Source organism: Maritimibacter sp. (assembly GCF_016774595.1).
Lineage (GTDB): Bacteria > Pseudomonadota > Alphaproteobacteria > Rhodobacterales > Rhodobacteraceae > Maritimibacter > Maritimibacter alkaliphilus.
Window position 1 is genome coordinate 229,480 of the sequence record NZ_JACBWT010000001.1, and the last position, 20,007, is coordinate 249,486.

Here is a 20,007-nt window from a genome sequence, read left to right on the forward strand (position 1 = left end):
CTCACGCCTCGGCGGCGTTGGTCTTGACCGCAAGCTGGCCCTTGCCCCAAAGCTGGACGACCTTCCACATCACGACCGGGATGCCCAGCGTGGCCGCGACCAGAGCGAGGCCGCCGAGGATGCGAAACACCTCGCCGTCCCCGACCGAGCCGAGCATCTGCATGAGCGACGAAAAGGCGGCAACGGGAAAGGTGAAGGCCCCCCAAAGCGGTGAGAACCCGGAGGCGAGCAGCCAGCGCGGACGGGCGAGCAAGGCCACGAGGATGAGGATGGCGAGCACGCCCAGCCCCAGCGCCAGCGTGTGATAGCCGAGAAGCAGCGCGACGGAGCCGAGCACGCTTGCAGGGGCCAGATGGATCGCGAGGAGCGGGCGCAGCGGCGCAGACACGTCGCGGCGGGCGAACTGTGACAGCGACGTGCCCCAGATCGCGGCGGCGATGGCGAGCGAGACCCAGAACACCACCGTCGACCACAGATTCCAGCCCAGCGGCACGCCCGCGATGGGGCTGATGATGAACCCCACGAACGTCAGGTGCCAAACGGGGGTGACCACCCGCCCCTCGGCAGGCCCCGTCAACAGTCCGCGCACGACCAGCAACAGCAGAACGGCATGGAGGCCGACGGCAAGGGTGAGGACGACGGCGGCGAGCGTTTCGTTCAGCGCGATCAGGCCCAGCGCCATCAGCATCCCCGACAGCGACATCGCGGCCAGTCCGGCACGTCCGGGCAGAACCCGCAGATCCTCGACCACCACACTGGGACGACGCATCACCTTGGCGCCGTATGCCACCAGCAGGAAGAGGTAGAGCAGCGTCACCGCGCCGAACAGCAATTCGGCCGGCCAGTAGGGCATCGCGAAAGCGTCCGCCGCGCGACGCCACGCGACAGCCAGACCGAAAAGGCCGAAGACCGGCGGGAAAAGCGCGGGCGGGGTGCGGCGCCAGAGGCCGGGTTTCTTGGGCGGGACACCGAAATTGGGCGGTTGCATCGGGCTACTCCTTGCTTCGGTTCCTATGCGCCCCGGCGGGCGGCATCGCCATGCGCCGGGGTGTCGCGCCCTAGCCCATCAGCGCCTTGCGCAGCATGTTGAGCGCGACGAGCAACAGGAATACCCCGAACACCCGCTTGAGCGGCTTCGGGTCCATCGCATGTGCAAGCTTCACGCCCAGCGGTGCGGTCAGCGTGGTCATCGCGATCACGACGAGGAAGGCGGGCAGGTTCACCGCGCCGATGGTATAGGGCGGCGCGCCCGCCACATCGACGAACAGAAAGGCGATGACAGACGGCACCGCGATGATAAGGCCAAAACCCGCCGCCGTCGCCACCGCGCGATGGATCGCCACGCCATGCAGCGACATGATCGGCACCCCGAAGCTGCCGCCGCCGATCCCCATGAGGACCGAGAGAAAGCCGACCAGAGGCGACAGGATCGACCGCCCGACCAGTCCCGGCATCCGGTCCGCGATCTGCCATTCGGACTTGAAAAACAGCATGTAGAACGCGACGAGGATGGCGATGGTGCCGAAGATCACCTGTAGCGTGGGCGTGCGCAGACCGGAGGCGACGAGCACGCCGATCACGGCCCCGATCATGATCCCCGGCGCCCAGGCCCTGAGGATCGGCCATTCCACCGCGCCTTTCTTGTTGTGCGAAGACACCGAGCGGATCGAGGTCACGATGATCGTGGACAGCGACGTGGCAAGGCAGACCTGCATCAGTTCCGGCCCGTCGTATCCCAATCCGGCGAAGGCATAATAGAAGGCGGGGACCAGAACGATGCCGCCGCCCACGCCCAGGAGCCCGGCAAGGATACCCGCGACCGCCCCGATCACGAGAAGCAGACCGCCCATCAACGCCAGTGTCGCAATATCCATTCCCGTCCCCTTCTTTCGCCTTCCCTTAGCCCAACGGCGCGTGGCGCGCCACTGGCAGGTTTTGGCGGGGTGGGACAGGCAAAGGGGCGAAGAGGTGTCCCCCTTCGCCCCTCATGGCGTGGTGCGGCCTCACTCCGCCGCCAGCTTGGGTTTCAACCCGTCCACCGGCCCCAACGCCTTCATCGCCCCGTATTGCGACAGGAACACCTGTCCCGTCAGGTCGTCGAGGAAATGGGTCTTCTGCAACCGGTCCATCACTGGCCCCTTCACCTCGGACAGGTGCAACCTGATCCCCATGTCGTCCATCCGGCGATTGAGTTCCTCGAGGCTTTCGAGCGCCGACAGGTCGATCACGTTCACCGCCGAGCACATGAGCACCACGTGCTTCACGGGCTGGCCCTTGGCGAGCCGGTCGAGGATGTAGTCCTCGATATAGCGGGCGTTGGCGAAATAGAGGTTTTCGTCCAGACGCAGGCTCAGAAGCTCCGGGTGGGTCAGCACGTGGTGGCGGTCGATGTTGCGGAAATGCTCGGTTCCCGGCACCAGCCCCACCTCCGCGATATGCGGGCGCGAGGTCTTGTAAAGGAACAGCACGATCGACAGCACGACGCCCGAGGACACGCCGAGCTCGACCCCGAAGGTAAGCGTCAGCAGGATCGTCGCGGCGACGGCGGCGAAATCGGCCTTGGAGTATTTCCACGTCCGCTTGAGGATACCGAAATCGACAAGGCTCAGGACAGCGACGATGATCGTGGCGGCCAGCGTGGCGGTCGGCAGGAAGTAAAGCAGCGGCGTGAGAAGCAGCGCGGCCAGCGCGATCCCCACGGCGGTGAACGCCCCGGCGGCGGGCGTCTCGGCCCCGGCGTCGAAGTTCACGACCGAACGCGCGAAACCGCCCGTGACCGGATAACCGCCCGACAGCGAGGCCGCGATGTTCGATGCGCCCAGACCGACGAGTTCCTGATCCGGCGTGATCCGCTGGCGGCGCTTGGCGGCGAGCGTCTGGGCGACCGAGATCGACTCCACGAAGCCGATGATCGAGATCAGGATCGCCGGGCCGATCAACTGGCCGACGAGATCGAGGTTGAAGCTCGGGAACGTCAGCGGCGGCAGGCCCTGCGGCACGTCACCCACGATGGACACCCCGTGACCCGCGAAATCGAAGGCGAACGACAGAAGCGTCGTCACGGCCACGGCGGCCACCGGCCCGGCCTTGGCGAGAATATCCGCAAGGCGCGGCTTCAGCCCCAGCGTGATGAGGAGCGGCTTCATCCCCTTGCGCACCCAGAACAGGAACGCGATGGAGGCCGCGCCGACCGCGAAGGTGATAAGGTTCGTCTGACCCACATGGCTGATAAGCGTCGCGAGCCGGTCGAACAGCGCCTCGCCATGCGACGGCACGCCGAGGATGTGCTTCATCTGCGAGGTCGCGATGAGCAGACCCGAGGCGGTGATGAACCCGGCGATGACCGGATGCGACAGGAAGTTGGCGAGGAAGCCCAGCCGGAACACGCCCATCACCGTCAGGATGAGACCGGACAGGAAGGCCAGCGTGATCGCGGCGGCGGCGTATTCGGCGGGTGTGGCGAGGCCCAGCTTGCCGATGGCGGCAGCCGTCATCAGCGACACGACCGCGACCGGGCCGACGGCCAGCGCCCGCGACGTGCCGAAGATGGCATAGGCCACCAGCGGCAGGATCGAGGCGTAAAGCCCCATCTCGGGCGGCAGACCCGCGAGCAGCGCATAGGCGAGCGACTGCGGGATCAGCATGATCGTGACGATCAGGGCGGCCACGAAGTCCGACAGGAACGTGTCCTTCGAATACTCCGAACCCCAATCGAGAATAGGAAAGAAACGCCGGATCGATGCCGCCCGGCTTTTGGATGCGAGACGCGCCATGCGCTGCCCCCCTTTTTTTCGGAAACCCGGTGCGGCGGGGCCGGTCGATCCGGCCCCTGCCCGGTCAGGCCCGCGCCTTGGCGGCCTGATAGATCAGCTGACAGCGCGTGCCGCTGCGGCAATAGGCGAAAAGCTGGTCGTTCTCGTCCATCGCCGCGGCGAACCCTTCGGCTGCGCTTTCGGCTTCCGGCCGGCTTTGCACCGGCAGGAAATAGGTCTTGAGACCGGCCTCTTTGGCAGCCGCCTCGATCTCGGCCCATGTCGGCTGGCCCGGATCCTCACCATCCGGGCGGTTGCACATCAGGCCAGTGTAGCCCTGCGCCGCGATCTCGGCCACGTCCGTGACGGCGATCTGCGGCGATACGGTCACCTTGTCGTCGAGCTTGTTCATATGCATCGCGCGGTTCTCCTCATGTCCCGATCAGAGCTTGTTGACGGGCACTTTGAAGAAAACGTCGCCCTGCTCGTCCTTGGGGGGCATCTGGCCAGCCCGCATGTTCACTTGCAAGGACGGAATGATGAGGCGCGGCATGTCGAGCTGCGCATCGCGCTCGGTGCGGAACTTGACGAAGTCCTCCTTCGACTTGCCGCCACCGACGTGGATGTTGTGCTCTTTCTCGGCAGCGACCGAGGTTTCCCACTCGATATCGCGGCCGTTCGGACCGTAGTCGTGGCACATGAACAGACGGGTTTCGTCCGGCAGGGCCAGTACTTTCTGGATCGAGTCGTAAAGGACACCGGCATCGCCGCCCGGGAAATCGGCACGGGCCGACCCGCCGTCGGGCATGAACAGCGTGTCACCGACAAAGGCCGCGTCGCCCACCACATGCGTCATGCAGGCGGGCGTGTGGCCCGGCGTGTGCATCGCGAAGGCGGTCAGGCCGCCGATCTGGTAGGTGTCGCCTTCTTTGAAAAGGCGGTCGAACTGCGAGCCGTCACGCTGGAACTCGGTCCCCTCGTTGAAGACCTTGCCGAACACGTCCTGCACCACGACGATATTCTCGCCGATGCCGATCTTGCCGCCGACCTTGCTCTGGATATAGGGCGCGGCGGACAGGTGGTCGGCGTGAACGTGGGTTTCGATCAGCCATTCGACGTCGAGGCCCTGATCCTGCACATAGGCGATGATCTCGTCGGCGTTGTCATAGGTGATGCGCCCTGCGGCATAGTCGATGTCCATGACGCTGTCGACGATCGCACAGGCGTTCGAGTTCGGATCTTTCACCACGTAGGAAATCGTGTTCGTCGCCGGATCGAAGAACGCTTTCACGTCCGGTTTGACCGAGGTGTCCACGGGATAGCTCTGGGTCATGTCCTTCATAACTCCCTCCAGAATTGACCGGGGGAGCCATGCCCAGCCCCGGCGGGTCCAGTTTGCCCTGAATACGCGTTCGATGCACGCATTCAAGCCGTTGAAGATGAGATAGGCGGGCCTGAGCGATGCGTAAACCCCTCACATTCGTTTTTTTGAATTTATTTTTCTGGGGCGCATGTTTTGCGGCCCGATTGCACCGGCTTGGCCAAGGTCCGGCGCACGAAAAAGGCCGCGCCCGGCGGACGCGGCCTTTCGTCTGGTCTGTGTGGACCCGTCAGGCGGCCTGAGCGGCGGCCTTGCGGTTCGCGGTCATCTTCATCGCGCCCTTGGCGATCAGCACGCCGCCGATGAGCGATGCGGTGAAGATCAGCACGTCGGGGTTCAGCGTCGAGAGCACCGGGATCGACGCACCGGGGCAGAACCCTGCGATCCCCCAGCCGATCCCGAACACCGCCGACCCGGCGACGAGCTTGGTGTCGATGGTCCGGTTCGTCGGCACGCTGAACGCGCTCGCGAACATCGGTTTGCCACGCTTGAACAGGAACCAGTAACCGGGCGCGGTCACGGCCAGCGCGCCGCCCATGACGAGGATCAGGGACGGATCCCACGCCCCCGCGACGTCGAAGAAGTTCTGAACCTTGGCCGGGTTCGCCATGCCCCCGATGGACACGCCGAGGCCGAAGAGCAGGCCGGAAATGTAGACAAGCAGCTTTTCCATGGGTCAGCCTCCGATCACGTGGCGCAGGATGTAGACGGTGATGCCGGCGGTCAGCATGAAGCTGATCGTGGCGGTGATGGAACGCGGGGAGAGCCGCGCAACGCCGCAGACCCCGTGACCCGAGGTGCAGCCCGAGCCATAGGTCACGCCCACACCCACGATGATGCCGCCGACGATCATCATCCAGCGGTTCACGGGCACTTCGATGGTCGGGAAGCTTCCTGTCGCCAGAAGGATCGCGATGGGGGCCGAGATCATGCCGAGGATCATCACCGCTCGCCACGCCCAGTCGGACGAGGACGAGGGCGTCATGAACCCCGCCAGAATGCCGGTCGCACCGAGCACGTTGCCGCGCACGGCCATGAGCAGCACGGTGCCCAGTCCGATCAGTAGTCCCCCGATGAGAGAGGCCCAGGGGGTAAAGGCCGTTTCGATGACTTCCATGTTCGCCTCACTCGTTCATGTCGTCTTGAAGGGTCTAGCTATTCGGCCAGCCCGCGGTTCGCAAGTAAACATTCAAAAAAATGATTATTTTGTGGTTTTGGCCGCCAAGACGGAACGTTGTCCCGTCAGTAAGCGGGCAGAAACCAAAACTGTTCCACATCAGGCCAAGGAAAACCCCCGGCCTGAGAACAGTGTTCCGCCAGCACCCAGTCGCGTCAGTTGCCCAATGCGTCCTGAACGATGCTGTCGAGCAGGGCCTGAACCTCCTGCATCGGACCTTCGGGGTAGTTGCGGTAACCGATCATCACCTCGCCCTCGCGTTCGGCAACAAAGATGCCGTAGGGGCAATGGGCGATGTTCATCGGATCGGCTTCCATCACCTTGCGGCTCACCACCGCCGAGCAGAACAGGTAGACGTCCGCCTCTTCGAACAGCACAACGTCCGAGCCGACGTCGACCGCCGTGCGCGCGAGCATTTCGCCGGTGTGCGAGGTGTAGTCGATGACCAGCCCCTGCCCCACGATGGCGTTCTCGACGGCGAAGGCCGCATCGTCGAAGCTGCCGTCATAGGTATAGGTCGTCGCCTGACCGCCCGCGTGGCTTTCGGCCTGCGCTGCGGTGGCGGCAAAGACGGCGGCGATGGCCGCGATCAGAATGCGTTTCATGGGGTCCTCCCGCTGTGTGGCGGGCCGGCATGATGCCAGCCCGCGCCATACATTCGATTATCCGAATATATCAGAGGTGATACCGGCATACCAGCCAATACTTTCCTCGTAGGTCGCCTTTCGCAGCGCCGCGTCTTCGCCGGTCTGGCTGATGAAGCTGTCGGTCGAGGCGATCTTTTCCTCGGTCGCCTCGTAGCTTGCGCCGACCTTGACCCCGTCGTCGGGCGCGATGAGCGACCAGCAGGTGTTCGAGAACTTGGCGGGGAACATCCGGCTGTCGGTCAGGGCCGCGCGCACGGCCATCGCCGCCACCTTGGCCTGACTGTTGGCGGAAAAGCCCGACTTGGGCATGTCGCCCTGCGCGCAGGCATCGCCCAGCACATGCACGTTCTCGTCGATCCGGCTTTGCATCGTGGCCCCGTCCACCGGCGCCCAATTGCCGTCGTTCAGCCCGGCCCGCTCGCAGATCACGCCCGCTTTCATCGCGGGGATCACGTTGCACACGTCGACGTTCTCGACCGCCCCGTCGATGTCGATGGTCATCGCATCCGGGTCCACCGAGACGTTGTTGCCGCCGAAGTCCGGTCCGATCCGCTCGATCATGCCGGAGTAGTGCGTGTTCCACCCTTCTTCGAAGAGGCCCTGCTTCGAGAACTTCTCTTTCGGGTCCGCGACGAGGATCTTGGCCGTCGGGTTCATCTGGGTGAGCATGTGGGCGACCATCGAAATCCGCTCATACGGCCCCGGCGGGCAGCGATAAGGGTTCGGCGGGGCGATCATGGCGAAGGTGCCGCCCTCGGGCATGGCTTCGATCTGCGCTTTCAGAAGCTCGGTCTGGCTCCCGGCCTTGTAGGCATGGGGCATCTTGTTCTGCTGGCTCACATCCCATCCGGGCACCGCGCCGTCGATGAAGTCGATCCCCGGCGACAGGACCAGTCGGTCGTACATCAGCGTATCGCCACTGGCGAGCGTGACGGTCTTGGCATCCCGGTCCACGCCCACGGCATAGTCGTGCACCACGTTCACCCCCGCCGAGACGATGTTGCCGTAGTCATGGGCAAGGCTTTCCATCGTGCGGAAGCCGCCCAGATAGAGGTTCGAGAAGAAGCAGGTGTAATAGACCCGCGTCGGTTCGACCAAGGTGATGTCGAGCGCATCGCCCGCGTCCTTGGCCAGATAGCGCGCCACCGTGGCACCGCCTGCCCCGCCACCCACGACGACGACCTTGGGCTTGCCTCCGTGGCTCGCGGCATAGACATGCGGCGCGGCCAATGTCGCAGCGGCGGCGCCCGCCGTGGCGCCCATGAAAGTCCGTCTGTTCAATGCCATTTTCGTTCTCCTCCCTGAAAACGAGGGCTATTCGAGCCCTCCGAAATACGCCGCCAGTGCGGCAATCTCTTCGTTCGACAGCCGACCCGCCATCATCTGCATGACGGGATGCGGCCTGAATTTTTCCTTGTAGGCGTGCATCGCGACCACGAAATCCTCCTCCGGCCAGCCGACGATCGCCGGAATCCCGTCGTTGTCGCCGTCGAGCTGGTGACAGGTCGTGCATTCCGAGGCGAGGTATTCGCCGTATTCGGGGTCACCGACGATGGCGAGGATCTCGTCCGACAGGTCGACCTCACGCGGGGTGGCGGTCGGCGCGGCTTCGGGGATGTCACGCGGCTTGTCGGAATACTGGCGCAGGAAGGCGAGCAGATCGGCGCGCTCGTCCGCGTCCTTCACCCCCGGAAAGTTCATGCGCGTGTCCGAGGCGAAGGCCTTGGGGTTCTCGATATAGGCGTCCAGCGTGTCGAAATCCCACACCAGCCCGTCGTTGCCCATGCGGGTCAGACCATCGGAATAGCGAAAGCCATCGACCGACGCCGCCGCGCGCCCGAATATGCCGTTCAGCTGCGGGCCGGTCCGGTTGAACGCCTCGGGCCCGACCATGTGGCAGGCCCGGCATTTGCGATAGATTTTCGCCCCGTCCTCGGCATCGCCGAATTCGTTGGCTTGCGCGCCCGTCGCGATGAGGATCGCGGTCGCCGCGCCGAAAAGAGACAATCGTTTCATCACGATCTCAGCTTACTCTGCGACACTTGATCGCACAACGCTTTTCGCATGAATTCAATGTCGTAAGTGTCTGTTTTTAAATCGCAATATGAAATTAAATGACGGTCGCCGCCGCACGACACTCCGTGCAACGCCGACCGTCGGGAGGATACATCCGACCTATTCGAAGGTCGAGAGATACGCGATCACCGCGTCGATATCTTCCTGATCCTTGAGGCCCACGAAGGACATCTTGGTCCCCTTGATGAAGTCACGCGGCTTGGTCAGGAATTCCGTCATCGCAGCCTGATCCCAGACCAGACCACCCGCCGCCGCATCCTGAAGGCCGCTCGAATATTTGAAGCCCTCCACGGCACCGGCGGGGTGGCCGATGATCCCGTTCAGCATCGGCCCGGTGCCGTTCTTGGCACCCTCGCCGACCTTGTGGCAGGCCTTGCACTTCTTGAAGACGTTTTCACCCGCCGCCACCAGTTCCGGGTCGGGTTCGGCCATCGCGGGGGTTGCGGCCTCCTCTGCCGGGGCTTCGGTTTCGGCCGCGGCCACCTCGACCGGCGCCTCCTCCGACGCCTCCTGAACCGAGGCTTCTTCCTCGGTCTCCGGCGTCACGTCGAGCACCGTGGCCCGCATCGTGATTTCGACGCTGTCCTTGCAGTTCTCGTAACAAGCGTTGGCTTCGGTGAACTGCGTGTATTCCGTCTCGGCCCTGTCATCGATGATGAACCCGTCCGCATTGGGCATCTCGACATCCATGAACGTCTCTTTCGACAACACGAAATCGTCGTCCACGAGGAAGTTGGAATACAGGATATAGGCCGTGATCGCATATGTGTCGTCGTAGGACAGCGTCTGCGCCGCACCGAAGGGCATGGACCGATGCACATAGTCGAACACCGTCGACAGATAGGGCCAGTAGCTGCCCACGGTCTTGACCGGATCGTCGTTGGCCAGCGTATCATCGCCGCCTGCGAGCTTGGGCCAGTTGCCCGCCCCTTCGGCGAATTCGCCATGACAGGCCGCACAGTTGTCCGAGAACAGGATCTCGCCGTCCTCGACCGATCCCGACCCTTCGGGCAGGTTCGAGCCGTCCGGGGAAATGTCGACGTTCCACGCCGCGATTTCTTCCGGCAACGCTTCGCGCCCAAGGCCGTAGACGTCCGCGACGGCGGGCGCGGCGATCAGGGTGGCCAGCGCCGTTCCCGCGATAAACTTAGGAAACTTCGACATTTTCTGCGCTCCCGTCGGTATTCACATGCCAGGTCTGGATGCAGTTGTTGTGGTAGACCGAGTTCAGCCCGCGCACGTCGCGCAATTGCGCCTTGGTGGGCTGGACATAGCCGGTTTCGTCATGGGCGCGGCTTTGCAGAAGCATCTCGGAGCCGTCCCAGTCGATGTCGAGGTAGAAGCGCGTGAGTGCCATCTTCTCGCCGGGCTTGGCGAGGCGGGCTTTCTGCCAGTTCGCGCCACCGTCGATCGAAACGTCGACACCGGTGATCGCGCCGTGACCGGACCATGCCAGCCCGGTGATGACCAGCGGGCCGGGGCCGTGGGTGATCGGCGACTGCGGGCTTGGGCTGGTCACGACCGATTTGGCGTCCATGACCCATGTCCACTTGCGCGATGTGCCGTCGGCCAGCGTGTCGGTGTATTTGGATGTCTCTTCGCGGCTTTCCACCGCGTGATCGGTGATCTCGATCCGGCGCAGCCACTTGACCCACATGTTGCCTTCCCAACCCGGCACCACGAGCCGGACGGGATAGCCGTGTTCCTTGCGCAGCGCCTCGCCGTTGGCCTTGAAGGCCACCAGCACGTCGTCGAGCGCCTTTTCCATCGGAATCGAGCGGCCATTGGACGAGGCATCGGCCCCTTCCACGTAAACCCACTTGTCAGCCAGATCGCCGGCGGCATCCATCCCGGCCTCTTCCAGAAGCTTGCGCAGCGGCACGCCGGAATATTCCATGTTGTGAATCATACCGTGGGTGAACTGCGCACCATTGAGCTGCGCCCCCGCCCATTCCATGCCCGTGTTCGCCGCGCATTCGCAGAAATAGACGTGGTTTTCGCGCGGGAAGCGTTCGAGATCGGCATAGGTGAAGACGAGCGGCTTATCGACCAGCCCGTTTATCATCAGCCGGTAGTCTTCCTTGCGCAGTTCGATGGCGCCCGAATGGTGACGCTCGAACGCGCAGCCCTGCGGGGTGATCGTGCCGTCGAGCGCGTGGATCGGAGTGAAGTTGATCGAGCTGATCGGGTCGGCGGTCAGCCACGGCACGTTGCGCCGCACCACATCCGCCTCAAACTCGATCGGCATTCCATAGGGCGTGGCATCCACGCCGTCGCCCAGACCGCTCGCCCAGTCCTGCACTTCGGTGATGAGGGGGTCGGCCCCCTCGGCCCGCGCCGTGCCGGCCGCCAAGAGCGCGCCACCGGCGGCGGCGCTGCTCATGAGGAACCCACGACGTGAGGTTTTCAGATCGTCCATCGACATCTCGCCTCCTATCCGCGTCTTATCCCTGCACCACTTCGACCGAGGTATTCGGGTCGAGCGTCACGGTGCCCAGTTTCCTGATGTGGCTTTCCACCACGTCCCAGATCGGCGGGCCTTCGGTGCCCTCGTTCACGCTTGCCCAGCCCGCGACCTGATAGGTCTTGGCGGGGTCAATCGCTTCGCCGGTCTTGAGAAGCGTCATTTCGGTGATCCGGCTGCCCTGCGGCTTGGTGATGTCGATGCGGTAGCCCATGCCACCGATGCGCACCATGTCGCCGCCCTGCTGGTAATAGGGGTCCGGGTTGAAAAGGTTATCCGCCACGTCCTCCAGGATCGTGTGGATGAATTCCCCCGTCATTTCCGTGCGATAGGCGTTCGGGTAGGTCATCGACGTGACGTTCCAGATATCTTCGCGCGTGATGCTGTCGCCGGGCAGAAGGCTCGGCCCCCAGCGCACGCCGGGCGACATGGCGATGTCCGCCTCGCGCTCGGAAATCAGCGCATCGCAGATCAGATCGTCCCACGAGCCGTTGAAGTTGCCGCGCCGGTAAAGTTCGGTATCGGTGGTGCCGATCACCTCTTCCAGGTTCGCCAGATAGGGCGCGCGCTGTTCGTCGATCAGCGCAGTCATTTCGGCGTCGGCTTCGATCACGTCCGAGAAGATCGGGATCAGCTTGTGCCGGAACCCCATCATCTGCCCGTCGCGCAAGTCGAGGTCCACGCGGCTCACGAATTTGCCGTTCGACCCCGAGGCGATGATGATGGTATCCCCGACGACGACCGGCTCGGGCAGCGCGTCATGGGTGTGGCCCGACAGGATCACGTCGATGCCCTGCACCCGGCCCGCCATCTTCTTGTCCACGTCGAAGCCGTTGTGGCTGAGGCAAACGACAAGCTCGGCCCCCGCCGCGCGCACCTCGTCCACCATCTCCTGCATCCGCTCGTCACGAATGCCGAAGGAGTATTCGGGGAACATCCAGCCGGGGTTGGCGATGGGCATGTAGGGGAAGGCTTGACCGATCACACCGATCTTCACGCCGCCCGCTTCCATCATCTTGTAGCTTTCGAAGCTTTCGGCGGGCTCGTCCCATTCGGCATCGAAAATGTTCTGACCAAGCGCGGCGAAGGGCAGCCCTTCGATCAACTCGCGCACGCGGTCCGAGCCGAGCGTGAATTCCCAGTGGAACGTCATCGCATCGGGGGCCAGCGCGTTCATCACGTTGACCATGTCCTGCCCCTCGGTCTGGTAGCAGGTGTAGGAGCCGTGCCAAGTGTCGCCGCCGTCGAGCAGCAGCGCATCGGGCCGCGCGGCGCGGATCGACTTGACCACGGTGGCCACGCGGTCGAGCCCGCCGACCTTGCCATACTCGCGGCCCAGCGCCGAAAAATCGTTGTAGGTCAAGGCATAAGCCGACGGGCTTCCATCGGCCACGCCGTAGCGCGCCTTGAACTCGGCGCCCGTGATATGCGGCACCTGCCCCTTGTTCTCACCGACGCCGAGGTTGATCTCGGGTTCGCGGAAGTAGATCGGCTTCATCTGCGCGTGGATGTCGGTGACGTGGATCAGCGTGACGTTCCCGAACGTGTCGAAATCGAGAAGCTGGTCCTGCGTCAGGGTCTGCTGCGCGGCAAGGCGCGCCCAGTTCCCGAAGCCCGAGGCACCGACCAGCGCACTGGCGGCCATGCCCACTTGCAGGAAATCGCGGCGAGAAATCATTGGGTTCTCCGTTGGCTTCCGTCTGCGACCTTGGTCGTATGCTAAAAACGGAATATATTTAGGTAGACAAAACCCCGCGCGAGACCGGCCCGCGCGGGGTCTGAGGTTTAGTTGCGGACGGCCGGACCTTCGACCGACAGACCGTTGGCGCGCGATGCGACGTACAGTTCCAGCGCGATGAACTCCGGCGAACCCGGGCTGTAGGTTTCCGCCCGCGTGTCACGCACGCAGCCCTTGAACCGGCTCTGAACGCCCACCAGCTTGGTGTCCTTCAGACGGTAGGTCGGGAACCCGTTGACCATCCCCATGCTGAGGTGGTCGGCGCGGATCATGTTGCCGTAGTTCTGCTCGTGGCAGGTCGCGCAGGACAGGTCGAGCTGGCCGGTGCGGGTGTAGTAGAGCTCTTTGCCCTGCTCCCACGTCGACTGGGCCGGACCGTCGATCGCGACGTTCATCGGCATCCCGCGGCTGACCGAGGACAACAGACCTTCCATCGCGAGCGCGTCGGAGGCGTCCACCTTCCACGGTTCGGCCCCCATGCGGTTTTCGCGACAGTCGTTCACCTGCATTTGCAGCGTGTAGACTTCGCCCGCGGCCTCGTTCCACTTCGGATAGACCGGCTTCACGCCTGCCATATCCTCGGCCGCCCCGTGGCAATCCATGCAGGATTTGCCTTCGGAGCCGTCGGCGGTGGCCCAGATCTCAAGCGCGTCTTCGACCGCCAGCATCGCCGGGTTGTCGAAGTCGTCCATCTGCATGGCCTGAGTCGTGTCGTCCCGGAAGCGCCAGCCCGACATGATCTCGTCCAGCGCACCGTCCAGATGGGCCGGTGCCGCCGTCTTGGTGACGATCTCGATCTCGCCGTTGATGACCAGCTCCGCGTCCTCGTCGGCCATTGCCGCCCCCGCGCCGAACGCGAGAGCAGCCGCCGCGATACCTGTAAGCAGTTTCGCTTTCATTATGTCTCCTCCCTGCGTGCCGGTTTCAGGCAACTTCGATGGCTTGCGTGTCTTCGTAGACGTCGCCGTCGTCGTCGTACCACGTGAACTTGAACTCGCCGGTCGCATCCACCTTGGCTTCGAATTCGAAGTAGGGGTTGGTCGAGATCGCCGGTTCCAGCGTCACGTCGACGACCATGTTTCCGTTCAGTTCGCAGGTGAAACGGTTGATGATCGAGCGCGGAATGACGTTGCCGTCGCTATCCTTGCGCTGGCCCGATTCCATCGGGTGACTGATGAGGGTCTTGAGCGTCACAACTTCGCCCGCCGCAGCGGTCTTGGGAGATTTGACGCGGGGTTTAACACCAGATGCCATTGTTTTTACTCCTTGATCCGCTGATTAGCCGCCACAGCCGCCGATGGTGACCTTCACGGTCTTGGCGGTCTGGATGAAGCTGCCGTCTTCCATCTGCGCGATGGCGATGACGTCCTGCGTGCCGGCGAGCCGGATGCGGGTCGAGGCCGACTGGCTGCCCGCCGCAGGGCCGAAGTTGAAGGTGGCCACGCCCGGCGTCGGGTTGCCCGCCGCCAGAATGCGGATCGCGACCGCACCCGGAGCGGCGACCGTCACCGGAACCGTGTTGCCGTTTTCGGCGATTTCCGGCGCGTCGAGGCTGATGTCGCCTTCGCCCACGTCGGCCCCGCCGGTGAATGCCGCGATGGCGTCTTCCGCCGCCGCGAATGCGCGCATCGGCAGCATGGCGACGGCAGTCGCGCCGAGGCCCCAGGCCAGTGCATCACGTCGTGTGAGTTTCATGTGTCTCTCCTGATTAGTCTGTCCGCCGCCCGGCTCACTCGGTGAGTGTCTTCAGGTAGGCGACCACATCTTCGACCTCTTGCGCGGTAAGAAGCGGCGTCACCGGCTCTCCTTCCGGCCAGGCTTTGCCGGTGAAGGCATCGCCGAGGCGTGTGAACCCGTCGGTCTTGTAGAACGCGGGCATCACCGTGCCGTCGAACGCCATCTTGGCATTGACGACCAGCCCGCGAAGCTCGGCCTCGCTCCAGCGATCGCCGGCCCCGTCGAGCACCGGCCCGACCTCGCCGTGGAACGGCACGTCGGCATAGGCCTCGGCCGCATGGCACGAGATGCAGTTGCCCGCAGATTTGTTGGTCATGATTTCGCGACCTTTTTCCGGGTCGCCCGGCACGCCGGTCAGCGACTCGGCCACTTCGTAGCCGTCGAACGACACGTTCTCGGGAGCCGTCTCTTCGGCGAAAGCCGCCCCGGTCCCCATCGCGAACGCGGCGAGCGCGATCATTGTCCGCTTCATGATTCCTCCCATCACGATTTGTGAATACGACTGTATGCCACCTGCGACAACTTGCCAATCACAAATTCTTCTTTGTGAATGATTTCGTTAACAAGGCACTGATGTCGCGCATTATTTTTGAAGTGAGACTCGATTAATCCGACAAAGCCGTTCCATTGGCCTGTTCGGCATTGAAACGCTCGTAATGGTATTTCTGGAAGTTTTCGTCGCCCTTGTAGCCCTCTTCCAGCACCCAATCGAGCAGATGGTCGGTGGTCGACTTGCCGAAGGCCCCCGGCATCACGACGACCGCCGCCTCGCGCCCGGTCGTGCCCTCGGCCACCTCGGCTTCCGGCGGGAAGAACATCATGGTGGGCGTGAACATCACCCCCCATTTCAGCGCCATTTCCTTTTCCGACAGCGCCTCGCCGTCGAAGTCGGTCACCTCGACATCGCCGAACATGTTCATCTGGATCACGTAATAGTCGTCCATCAGCTTGTCGTGGATCGCCTGAACCGGAAACACCTCCTCATGCATCTTGCGGCAGTAGACGCAGCCGCGCTGTTCCCAGATCACCAAAAGGCGTTTGCCCTCGGCCTCGGCATCGGCAAGATCTTCGGACATATCCTTGAACGTCTCGTGCATCCACTCGGCCTTGTGCAGCCCGTCGTCGCCCATCGTGGCGGCGAAGGCGGGAAGCGCCAGAAACACGGCGGAGGCGATGGTCGTCAGAAAGCGCATTGTCAGATCTCCCGTCAGCCCATGTTCGAAAACACGGGGAAGGTTTCGATAAGCCAGTTCGAGATCGTGTTGACCGATCCCGTGGCGATGAGCACGGCGAAGAGGATGAGCATGACGCCCATGACCTTTTCCACGTATGGCATGTATTTGCGGTTGCGCGCCATGAAGGCGAGGAACGGCTTGGCGAAGACCGCCGCGATGACGAAAGGCGCGGTCATGCCGAGGCCGAAGGTGATAAGCAGGCTTCCCCCCTGCCACAGGCTGTCCTTCATCGCGGCGATCATCAGGATCGAGGCCAGCACCGGCCCCACGCAGGCCGTCCAGCCGAAGCCAAAGGCCAGACCCATGACATAGGCCCCGACGATGGTGGACGGGTCCGCCTTGGACTGCATCCGCGCCTCGCGCATCAGGAACGGGATACGGATGACATGCAGGAAATGCAGGCCGAAGACGAAGATGACGGCGGCCGCGATCCAGCTTAACTCCTGCCTCCACTGGGCGAAGGCCTGCCCGGCGGCCGTGGCGCCCAGGCCCAAAAGCCCGAAGATCGTGGTCACGCCAAGCGCGAAGAACAGCGCCGAGACGACGAGACGACGCTGCGCACCGGGCTGGATGTCGCCCTCGCCCGTCAACTGCGCCATCGAGATCCCGGCCATGTAACTCAGGTAGAATGGCACCATGGGCAGAATGCAGGGCGTGAAGAACGCCACCAGTCCCGCCAATGCGGCCCCGCCATAGGAAATGTCACCGAACATAGAACCTCCCACGCGACCGTTCCGTTCTTGAACAAATCGCATAAACGAATTATGTTTTTTGAAATCGTCTGGTCAACTCGGAAATTTCGATGCGTGCTCTGGCCGCCCTTTTCGCGATCTTCGCCGCCCTGCCCGCTTTGGCGGCCGACCTCGTCATGGTCGAACAGCCCGGCTGCGCCTATTGCCGCCAATGGGATGCCGAGTTGTCCGAGATCTACCCCAAGACCCCCGAAGGACAGACTGCGCCGCTGGTGCGCGTGCAGCTGGTCGATGTGCAAAAGGGACGCACGGAGTTCGACTTCGCCCGCCCGGTGAACTTCACGCCGACCTTCGTGCTGGTCGAGGACGGTGCCGAACTGGCCCGGATCGAGGGCTATCCGGGCGAAGATTTCTTCTGGGGCCTGCTCGGGATGATGCTGAAAGCGCAGATCGGTTTCGATCCGGCAACACAGGCGGATGGTTGAACGCAGGCTCGAACGTTAATATTTGCATGGATAGACCCGATGGATTTAACTTCTAGCGAAACGATCAACAATCAGGACCCGATGATGGCCCTTCCCGTAATCACACCTGATATGTCCGACGAGGACATGGACAAGATGATTACGTCCGCCTGCGACGCCTCAGCCTTTCTCAAGGCGATCAGCCACGAAGGCCGGCTCATGATCCTGTGCCATCTGGTGACCGGCGAAAAATCCGTGACCGAGCTCGAGGAACTCCTGTCGGCCCGTCAGGCTGCGGTGAGCCAGCAACTCGCCCGGCTCCGGCTCGAAGGATTGGTGACACCGCGCCGTGACGGCAAGGCGATCTATTACTCCCTCGCCGACGACCGGCCCCGGCGCGTTCTGGAAGTCATCTACGACATGTTCTGCTCGGTCGATCAGGGCAAGTCGAAGGCCGCCGAGTAACCCGTCACTGCGCCGCAGCGACGGATTTGCTTGCAAACCCACCACCACATTCGATTGAATGAAGACGTCGGGGAGGAACCGCCCCCGGCTCTGGGAGGACTGCGGTTCGCGGGAGGCACCACATGCTCGAACTGCTGGGCGAATCCAACGTCGCCGCCCTCGTCGGTCTGGTCGGCGGTATCATGCTCGGCCTTGCCGCCCGGCTAGGGCGCTTCTGCACGCTGGGCGCGATCGAGGACATGCTTTATGCCGGCTCGACGGTCAGAATGCGGATGTGGGGCATCGCGATCGGCACGGCCATCGCGGGCAGCTTCGCGCTCATGCAGATGGGTCTGCTCGATGCCCGCGCGGCCAGTTACCTCCAGTTCGGCTGGGTGCCGTGGGCCTCGGTCGTCGGCGGTCTGGTGTTCGGCTATGGCATGGCGCTGGCCGGCAACTGCGGCTTCGGGGCGCTCGCCCGCCTCGGCGGCGGTGACCTCAGGTCTTTCGTCATCGTGCTGGTCATGGGGCTTGCCGCCTATGTCGCCATATCCGGCCCCCTCGCCAACCTGCGCGTCCTCGCCTTCCCCGTCCGCCCCCTCGACCCGGGCGAGACCGTGCCGGGGATCGCACATTACATCGAACACCTCACCGGACTGTCCGCGCCGACCTTCGGCATCGCGCTCGGCCTGATCGTCATCGCGGCGATGTTCACCTCGCCCGAGATGCGCAAGGCCCGGATGAAGGCCGTCTGGTCGGTCGTCGCCGGCCTCGCCGTCGTCGTCGGCTGGGGCGGGACGCAATGGATCGCCAACACGGGCTTCGCCGCGATTCCCGTGGAAAGCCACACCTATTCCGCGCCTCTGGGCGACACGATCCTGTATCTCATGACCGCCTCGGGCACTTCGCTCAATTTCGGCGTGGGCAGCGTGGCGGGCGTGCTCGCGGGTGCCTTCATCGGCTCGGCCCTCAAAGGCCATTTCCGGTGGGAGGCCTGCGAAGACCCGCGCGAACTCAAGCGTCAGATCGGCGGGGCGGTGCTGATGGGCTTCGGCGCGGTGATCGCGTTCGGCTGTTCCATCGGTCAAGGCCTGTCGGGTTTTTCCGTGCTCTACGTCGGCGCCCCCGTCACCTTCCTCGCCATCATGGCCGGGGCCGCGTTCGGCCTGCGCCAGTTGATCTCGGGCTTTCAGCCGGCGGAATAGAACCGGCCTTCAATCCGGTCCGTATCTCGCATAGGGTCGCGACGAACGCGAGCAGGTGAGATATGATCGACAGCTTCATTCCCGCGCCGGACACCCAACGGCAGATGCGCGAGGCGCTTGGCCTGTTCGCGACCGGCGTCACGGTCGTCACCTGCATGACGCCGCGTGGACCGATGGGGATCACCGTCAACAGCTTCACCAGCGTTTCGATGGACCCGCCGCTGATCCTGTGGTGCCCGGCAAAGGCATCGCGCCGTCACGACGCCATGGCCTCGGCCTCGAATTTCGCGCTGCATATCATGGGCGAGGATCAGGACGAGGTCGCGCTTGGCTTCACAAGGACCGCCGAGGCCTTCGACGGGTTCGACTGGATCACCTCGGACAAGGACGTGCCGCTGATCGAAAACTGCCCGGCCCGGTTTGAATGCCACATCCGCGACCGGATCGACGCGGGCGACCACACCGTCATCATCGGCCATGTCGACCGCGTGACCACCACGCCCGCCACCCCCCGCGTCTTCATGGCGGGGAACTGGGGCAACTTCCTGCATCAGGACTAGCGGATCAGCACGGACCCGCGCTGATATTCGCCACGCTCCTCGCTCCCATCCGGGAACGACACCTCGACCGTCACGCTTTGCACCGATCCGAGCGGATAGGTGAGATAGGGCAGGATGTCCTCGGAATACAACGCATTGGGCGACGCCTCGTCCTCGTGACACGGCTCGTGTTCGAGCGCGCCCAGCCGTTCGCCGTTCACCGAGAACCGGATGCGGTCGACCCCGCAGCGCCAGGCCAGCAGGTTGGTGAAATACAAGAGATCGCGCCCGTCGTATTCACGCACCGCCACCCAGTTCGCCTTGGTCATCGACAGGATCTGCTTGGCATCCTGCGCCGCCGCGGGCACGAGGCCCGCCACCACCGTCGCCGTGGCCAGCGCCACCGTCCTGAGCTTTCTCATCTGCCTGTCGCCCTCGCTGTTTTTCGGGTCTCTC

At 63.8% G+C, this 20,007-nt stretch carries 24 protein-coding genes; 4 read left to right on the forward strand and 20 right to left on the reverse strand.

The features are described 5' to 3' along the window. Position 1 precedes the first annotated feature (1 nt). From HOY44_RS01165 to HOY44_RS01255, 19 genes are all read right to left on the reverse strand, one after another. Entirely contained in the window at positions 2-988 is a 987-nt protein-coding gene (locus HOY44_RS01165; RefSeq protein ID WP_287432564.1) for a TDT family transporter, read from the reverse strand. Between the two features lie 70 nt (positions 989-1,058). Further along, positions 1,059-1,874: a sulfite exporter TauE/SafE family protein gene (locus HOY44_RS01170; RefSeq protein WP_008328109.1), complete on the reverse strand. Its 816-nt coding sequence runs from the start codon at positions 1,872-1,874 to the stop codon at positions 1,059-1,061. 129 nt (positions 1,875-2,003) lie between these two features. Continuing rightward, a complete protein-coding gene (locus HOY44_RS01175) occupies positions 2,004-3,773 on the reverse strand; it encodes a SulP family inorganic anion transporter (RefSeq protein WP_287432565.1) in 1,770 nt (589 codons plus the stop codon). Between the two features lie 64 nt (positions 3,774-3,837). Continuing rightward, positions 3,838-4,170, reverse strand: a complete 333-nt coding sequence (locus tag HOY44_RS01180; protein WP_008328107.1) for a protein tyrosine phosphatase family protein — start codon at positions 4,168-4,170, stop codon at positions 3,838-3,840. Between the two features lie 24 nt (positions 4,171-4,194). Next, complete coding sequence (locus HOY44_RS01185) at positions 4,195-5,094, reverse strand: MBL fold metallo-hydrolase (protein ID WP_008328104.1); 900 nt, start codon at positions 5,092-5,094, stop codon at positions 4,195-4,197. Positions 5,095-5,362: 268 nt separating this feature from the next. Beyond that, a complete protein-coding gene (locus HOY44_RS01190) occupies positions 5,363-5,806 on the reverse strand; it encodes a DUF6691 family protein (protein ID WP_008328103.1) in 444 nt (147 codons plus the stop codon). Positions 5,807-5,809: 3 nt separating this feature from the next. Continuing rightward, positions 5,810-6,250: a YeeE/YedE family protein gene (locus HOY44_RS01195; RefSeq protein ID WP_287432566.1), complete on the reverse strand. Its 441-nt coding sequence runs from the start codon at positions 6,248-6,250 to the stop codon at positions 5,810-5,812. 215 nt (positions 6,251-6,465) lie between these two features. Next, the gene (locus tag HOY44_RS01200; RefSeq protein WP_008328101.1) at positions 6,466-6,915 is read right to left on the reverse strand and encodes a DUF302 domain-containing protein; all 450 of its coding nucleotides are present in this window, start codon (positions 6,913-6,915) and stop codon (positions 6,466-6,468) included. 57 nt (positions 6,916-6,972) lie between these two features. Beyond that, positions 6,973-8,244 carry an FCSD flavin-binding domain-containing protein gene (locus tag HOY44_RS01205; RefSeq protein ID WP_287432567.1) on the reverse strand — a complete coding sequence of 424 codons (1,272 nt, stop codon included), beginning with the start codon at positions 8,242-8,244 and terminating at the stop codon, positions 6,973-6,975. 27 nt (positions 8,245-8,271) lie between these two features. Beyond that, positions 8,272-8,973, reverse strand: a complete 702-nt coding sequence (locus HOY44_RS01210) for a c-type cytochrome (RefSeq protein WP_287432568.1) — start codon at positions 8,971-8,973, stop codon at positions 8,272-8,274. 159 nt (positions 8,974-9,132) lie between these two features. Continuing rightward, positions 9,133-10,197 (reverse strand): c-type cytochrome, encoded by a 1,065-nt coding sequence (locus HOY44_RS01215; protein ID WP_287432569.1) that lies wholly within the window; start codon positions 10,195-10,197, stop codon positions 9,133-9,135. Beyond that, positions 10,181-11,458: a sulfite dehydrogenase gene (gene soxC, locus HOY44_RS01220; protein ID WP_287432570.1), complete on the reverse strand. Its 1,278-nt coding sequence runs from the start codon at positions 11,456-11,458 to the stop codon at positions 10,181-10,183. The genes HOY44_RS01215 and soxC overlap by 17 nt, the downstream gene beginning before the upstream one ends. A gap of 19 nt (positions 11,459-11,477) precedes the next feature. Continuing rightward, a complete protein-coding gene (gene soxB, locus HOY44_RS01225) occupies positions 11,478-13,175 on the reverse strand; it encodes a thiosulfohydrolase SoxB (RefSeq protein WP_287432572.1) in 1,698 nt (565 codons plus the stop codon). Positions 13,176-13,282: 107 nt separating this feature from the next. After that, complete coding sequence (gene soxA, locus HOY44_RS01230; protein WP_138422950.1) at positions 13,283-14,134, reverse strand: sulfur oxidation c-type cytochrome SoxA; 852 nt, start codon at positions 14,132-14,134, stop codon at positions 13,283-13,285. A 25-nt stretch (positions 14,135-14,159) separates the two neighbouring features. Then, entirely contained in the window at positions 14,160-14,489 is a 330-nt protein-coding gene (gene soxZ / locus HOY44_RS01235; protein WP_040884285.1) for a thiosulfate oxidation carrier complex protein SoxZ, read from the reverse strand. Positions 14,490-14,513: 24 nt separating this feature from the next. Beyond that, positions 14,514-14,930, reverse strand: a complete 417-nt coding sequence (gene soxY, locus HOY44_RS01240; RefSeq protein ID WP_287432573.1) for a thiosulfate oxidation carrier protein SoxY — start codon at positions 14,928-14,930, stop codon at positions 14,514-14,516. A 34-nt stretch (positions 14,931-14,964) separates the two neighbouring features. Next, entirely contained in the window at positions 14,965-15,444 is a 480-nt protein-coding gene (gene soxX / locus HOY44_RS01245) for a sulfur oxidation c-type cytochrome SoxX (RefSeq protein WP_040884283.1), read from the reverse strand. A gap of 133 nt (positions 15,445-15,577) precedes the next feature. Further along, on the reverse strand, positions 15,578-16,165 hold the full coding sequence (locus tag HOY44_RS01250) for a thioredoxin family protein (RefSeq protein WP_287432575.1): 588 nt from the start codon (positions 16,163-16,165) through the stop codon (positions 15,578-15,580). Between the two features lie 14 nt (positions 16,166-16,179). Further along, the gene (locus HOY44_RS01255) at positions 16,180-16,920 is read right to left on the reverse strand and encodes a cytochrome c biogenesis CcdA family protein (protein WP_287432577.1); all 741 of its coding nucleotides are present in this window, start codon (positions 16,918-16,920) and stop codon (positions 16,180-16,182) included. Positions 16,921-17,009: 89 nt separating this feature from the next. Between HOY44_RS01255 and HOY44_RS01260 the strand changes: the two genes are divergently transcribed. The 4 genes from HOY44_RS01260 to HOY44_RS01275 all read left to right on the forward strand — a co-directional run bounded on the left by HOY44_RS01260 (position 17,010) and on the right by HOY44_RS01275 (position 19,572). After that, complete coding sequence (locus tag HOY44_RS01260) at positions 17,010-17,384, forward strand: thioredoxin fold domain-containing protein (RefSeq protein ID WP_287432578.1); 375 nt, start codon at positions 17,010-17,012, stop codon at positions 17,382-17,384. Between the two features lie 84 nt (positions 17,385-17,468). Next, entirely contained in the window at positions 17,469-17,828 is a 360-nt protein-coding gene (locus HOY44_RS01265) for an ArsR/SmtB family transcription factor (protein WP_040884281.1), read from the forward strand. A 122-nt stretch (positions 17,829-17,950) separates the two neighbouring features. Then, positions 17,951-19,012 carry a YeeE/YedE family protein gene (locus tag HOY44_RS01270; protein WP_287432579.1) on the forward strand — a complete coding sequence of 354 codons (1,062 nt, stop codon included), beginning with the start codon at positions 17,951-17,953 and terminating at the stop codon, positions 19,010-19,012. Between the two features lie 62 nt (positions 19,013-19,074). Then, entirely contained in the window at positions 19,075-19,572 is a 498-nt protein-coding gene (locus HOY44_RS01275; protein WP_287432580.1) for a flavin reductase family protein, read from the forward strand. Here the strand turns inward: HOY44_RS01275 and HOY44_RS01280 are convergent. Continuing rightward, on the reverse strand, positions 19,569-19,973 hold the full coding sequence (locus HOY44_RS01280; RefSeq protein ID WP_008328067.1) for a hypothetical protein: 405 nt from the start codon (positions 19,971-19,973) through the stop codon (positions 19,569-19,571). The two genes, HOY44_RS01275 and HOY44_RS01280, sit on opposite strands and share 4 nt — an antisense overlap. Positions 19,974-20,007 lie beyond the last annotated feature (34 nt).

What these genes read in the sequence shown, in the direction of transcription:
- HOY44_RS01165 (WP_287432564.1), bottom strand. Translation starts at nt 988, where the DNA reads ATGCAACCGCCCAATTTCGGTGTCCCGCCCAAGAAACCCGGCCTCTGG.
- HOY44_RS01170 (WP_008328109.1), bottom strand. Translation starts at nt 1,874, where the DNA reads ATGGATATTGCGACACTGGCGTTGATGGGCGGTCTGCTTCTCGTGATC.
- HOY44_RS01175 (WP_287432565.1), bottom strand. Translation starts at nt 3,773, where the DNA reads ATGGCGCGTCTCGCATCCAAAAGCCGGGCGGCATCGATCCGGCGTTTC.
- HOY44_RS01180 (WP_008328107.1), bottom strand. Translation starts at nt 4,170, where the DNA reads ATGCATATGAACAAGCTCGACGACAAGGTGACCGTATCGCCGCAGATC.
- HOY44_RS01185 (WP_008328104.1), bottom strand. Translation starts at nt 5,094, where the DNA reads ATGAAGGACATGACCCAGAGCTATCCCGTGGACACCTCGGTCAAACCG.
- HOY44_RS01190 (WP_008328103.1), bottom strand. Translation starts at nt 5,806, where the DNA reads ATGGAAAAGCTGCTTGTCTACATTTCCGGCCTGCTCTTCGGCCTCGGC.
- HOY44_RS01195 (WP_287432566.1), bottom strand. Translation starts at nt 6,250, where the DNA reads ATGGAAGTCATCGAAACGGCCTTTACCCCCTGGGCCTCTCTCATCGGG.
- HOY44_RS01200 (WP_008328101.1), bottom strand. Translation starts at nt 6,915, where the DNA reads ATGAAACGCATTCTGATCGCGGCCATCGCCGCCGTCTTTGCCGCCACC.
- HOY44_RS01205 (WP_287432567.1), bottom strand. Translation starts at nt 8,244, where the DNA reads ATGGCATTGAACAGACGGACTTTCATGGGCGCCACGGCGGGCGCCGCC.
- HOY44_RS01210 (WP_287432568.1), bottom strand. Translation starts at nt 8,973, where the DNA reads ATGAAACGATTGTCTCTTTTCGGCGCGGCGACCGCGATCCTCATCGCG.
- HOY44_RS01215 (WP_287432569.1), bottom strand. Translation starts at nt 10,197, where the DNA reads ATGTCGAAGTTTCCTAAGTTTATCGCGGGAACGGCGCTGGCCACCCTG.
- soxC (WP_287432570.1), bottom strand. Translation starts at nt 11,458, where the DNA reads ATGTCGATGGACGATCTGAAAACCTCACGTCGTGGGTTCCTCATGAGC.
- soxB (WP_287432572.1), bottom strand. Translation starts at nt 13,175, where the DNA reads ATGATTTCTCGCCGCGATTTCCTGCAAGTGGGCATGGCCGCCAGTGCG.
- soxA (WP_138422950.1), bottom strand. Translation starts at nt 14,134, where the DNA reads ATGAAAGCGAAACTGCTTACAGGTATCGCGGCGGCTGCTCTCGCGTTC.
- soxZ (WP_040884285.1), bottom strand. Translation starts at nt 14,489, where the DNA reads ATGGCATCTGGTGTTAAACCCCGCGTCAAATCTCCCAAGACCGCTGCG.
- soxY (WP_287432573.1), bottom strand. Translation starts at nt 14,930, where the DNA reads ATGAAACTCACACGACGTGATGCACTGGCCTGGGGCCTCGGCGCGACT.
- soxX (WP_040884283.1), bottom strand. Translation starts at nt 15,444, where the DNA reads ATGAAGCGGACAATGATCGCGCTCGCCGCGTTCGCGATGGGGACCGGG.
- HOY44_RS01250 (WP_287432575.1), bottom strand. Translation starts at nt 16,165, where the DNA reads ATGCGCTTTCTGACGACCATCGCCTCCGCCGTGTTTCTGGCGCTTCCC.
- HOY44_RS01255 (WP_287432577.1), bottom strand. Translation starts at nt 16,920, where the DNA reads ATGTTCGGTGACATTTCCTATGGCGGGGCCGCATTGGCGGGACTGGTG.
- HOY44_RS01260 (WP_287432578.1), top strand. Translation starts at nt 17,010, where the DNA reads ATGCGTGCTCTGGCCGCCCTTTTCGCGATCTTCGCCGCCCTGCCCGCT.
- HOY44_RS01265 (WP_040884281.1), top strand. Translation starts at nt 17,469, where the DNA reads ATGGCCCTTCCCGTAATCACACCTGATATGTCCGACGAGGACATGGAC.
- HOY44_RS01270 (WP_287432579.1), top strand. Translation starts at nt 17,951, where the DNA reads ATGCTCGAACTGCTGGGCGAATCCAACGTCGCCGCCCTCGTCGGTCTG.
- HOY44_RS01275 (WP_287432580.1), top strand. Translation starts at nt 19,075, where the DNA reads ATGATCGACAGCTTCATTCCCGCGCCGGACACCCAACGGCAGATGCGC.
- HOY44_RS01280 (WP_008328067.1), bottom strand. Translation starts at nt 19,973, where the DNA reads ATGAGAAAGCTCAGGACGGTGGCGCTGGCCACGGCGACGGTGGTGGCG.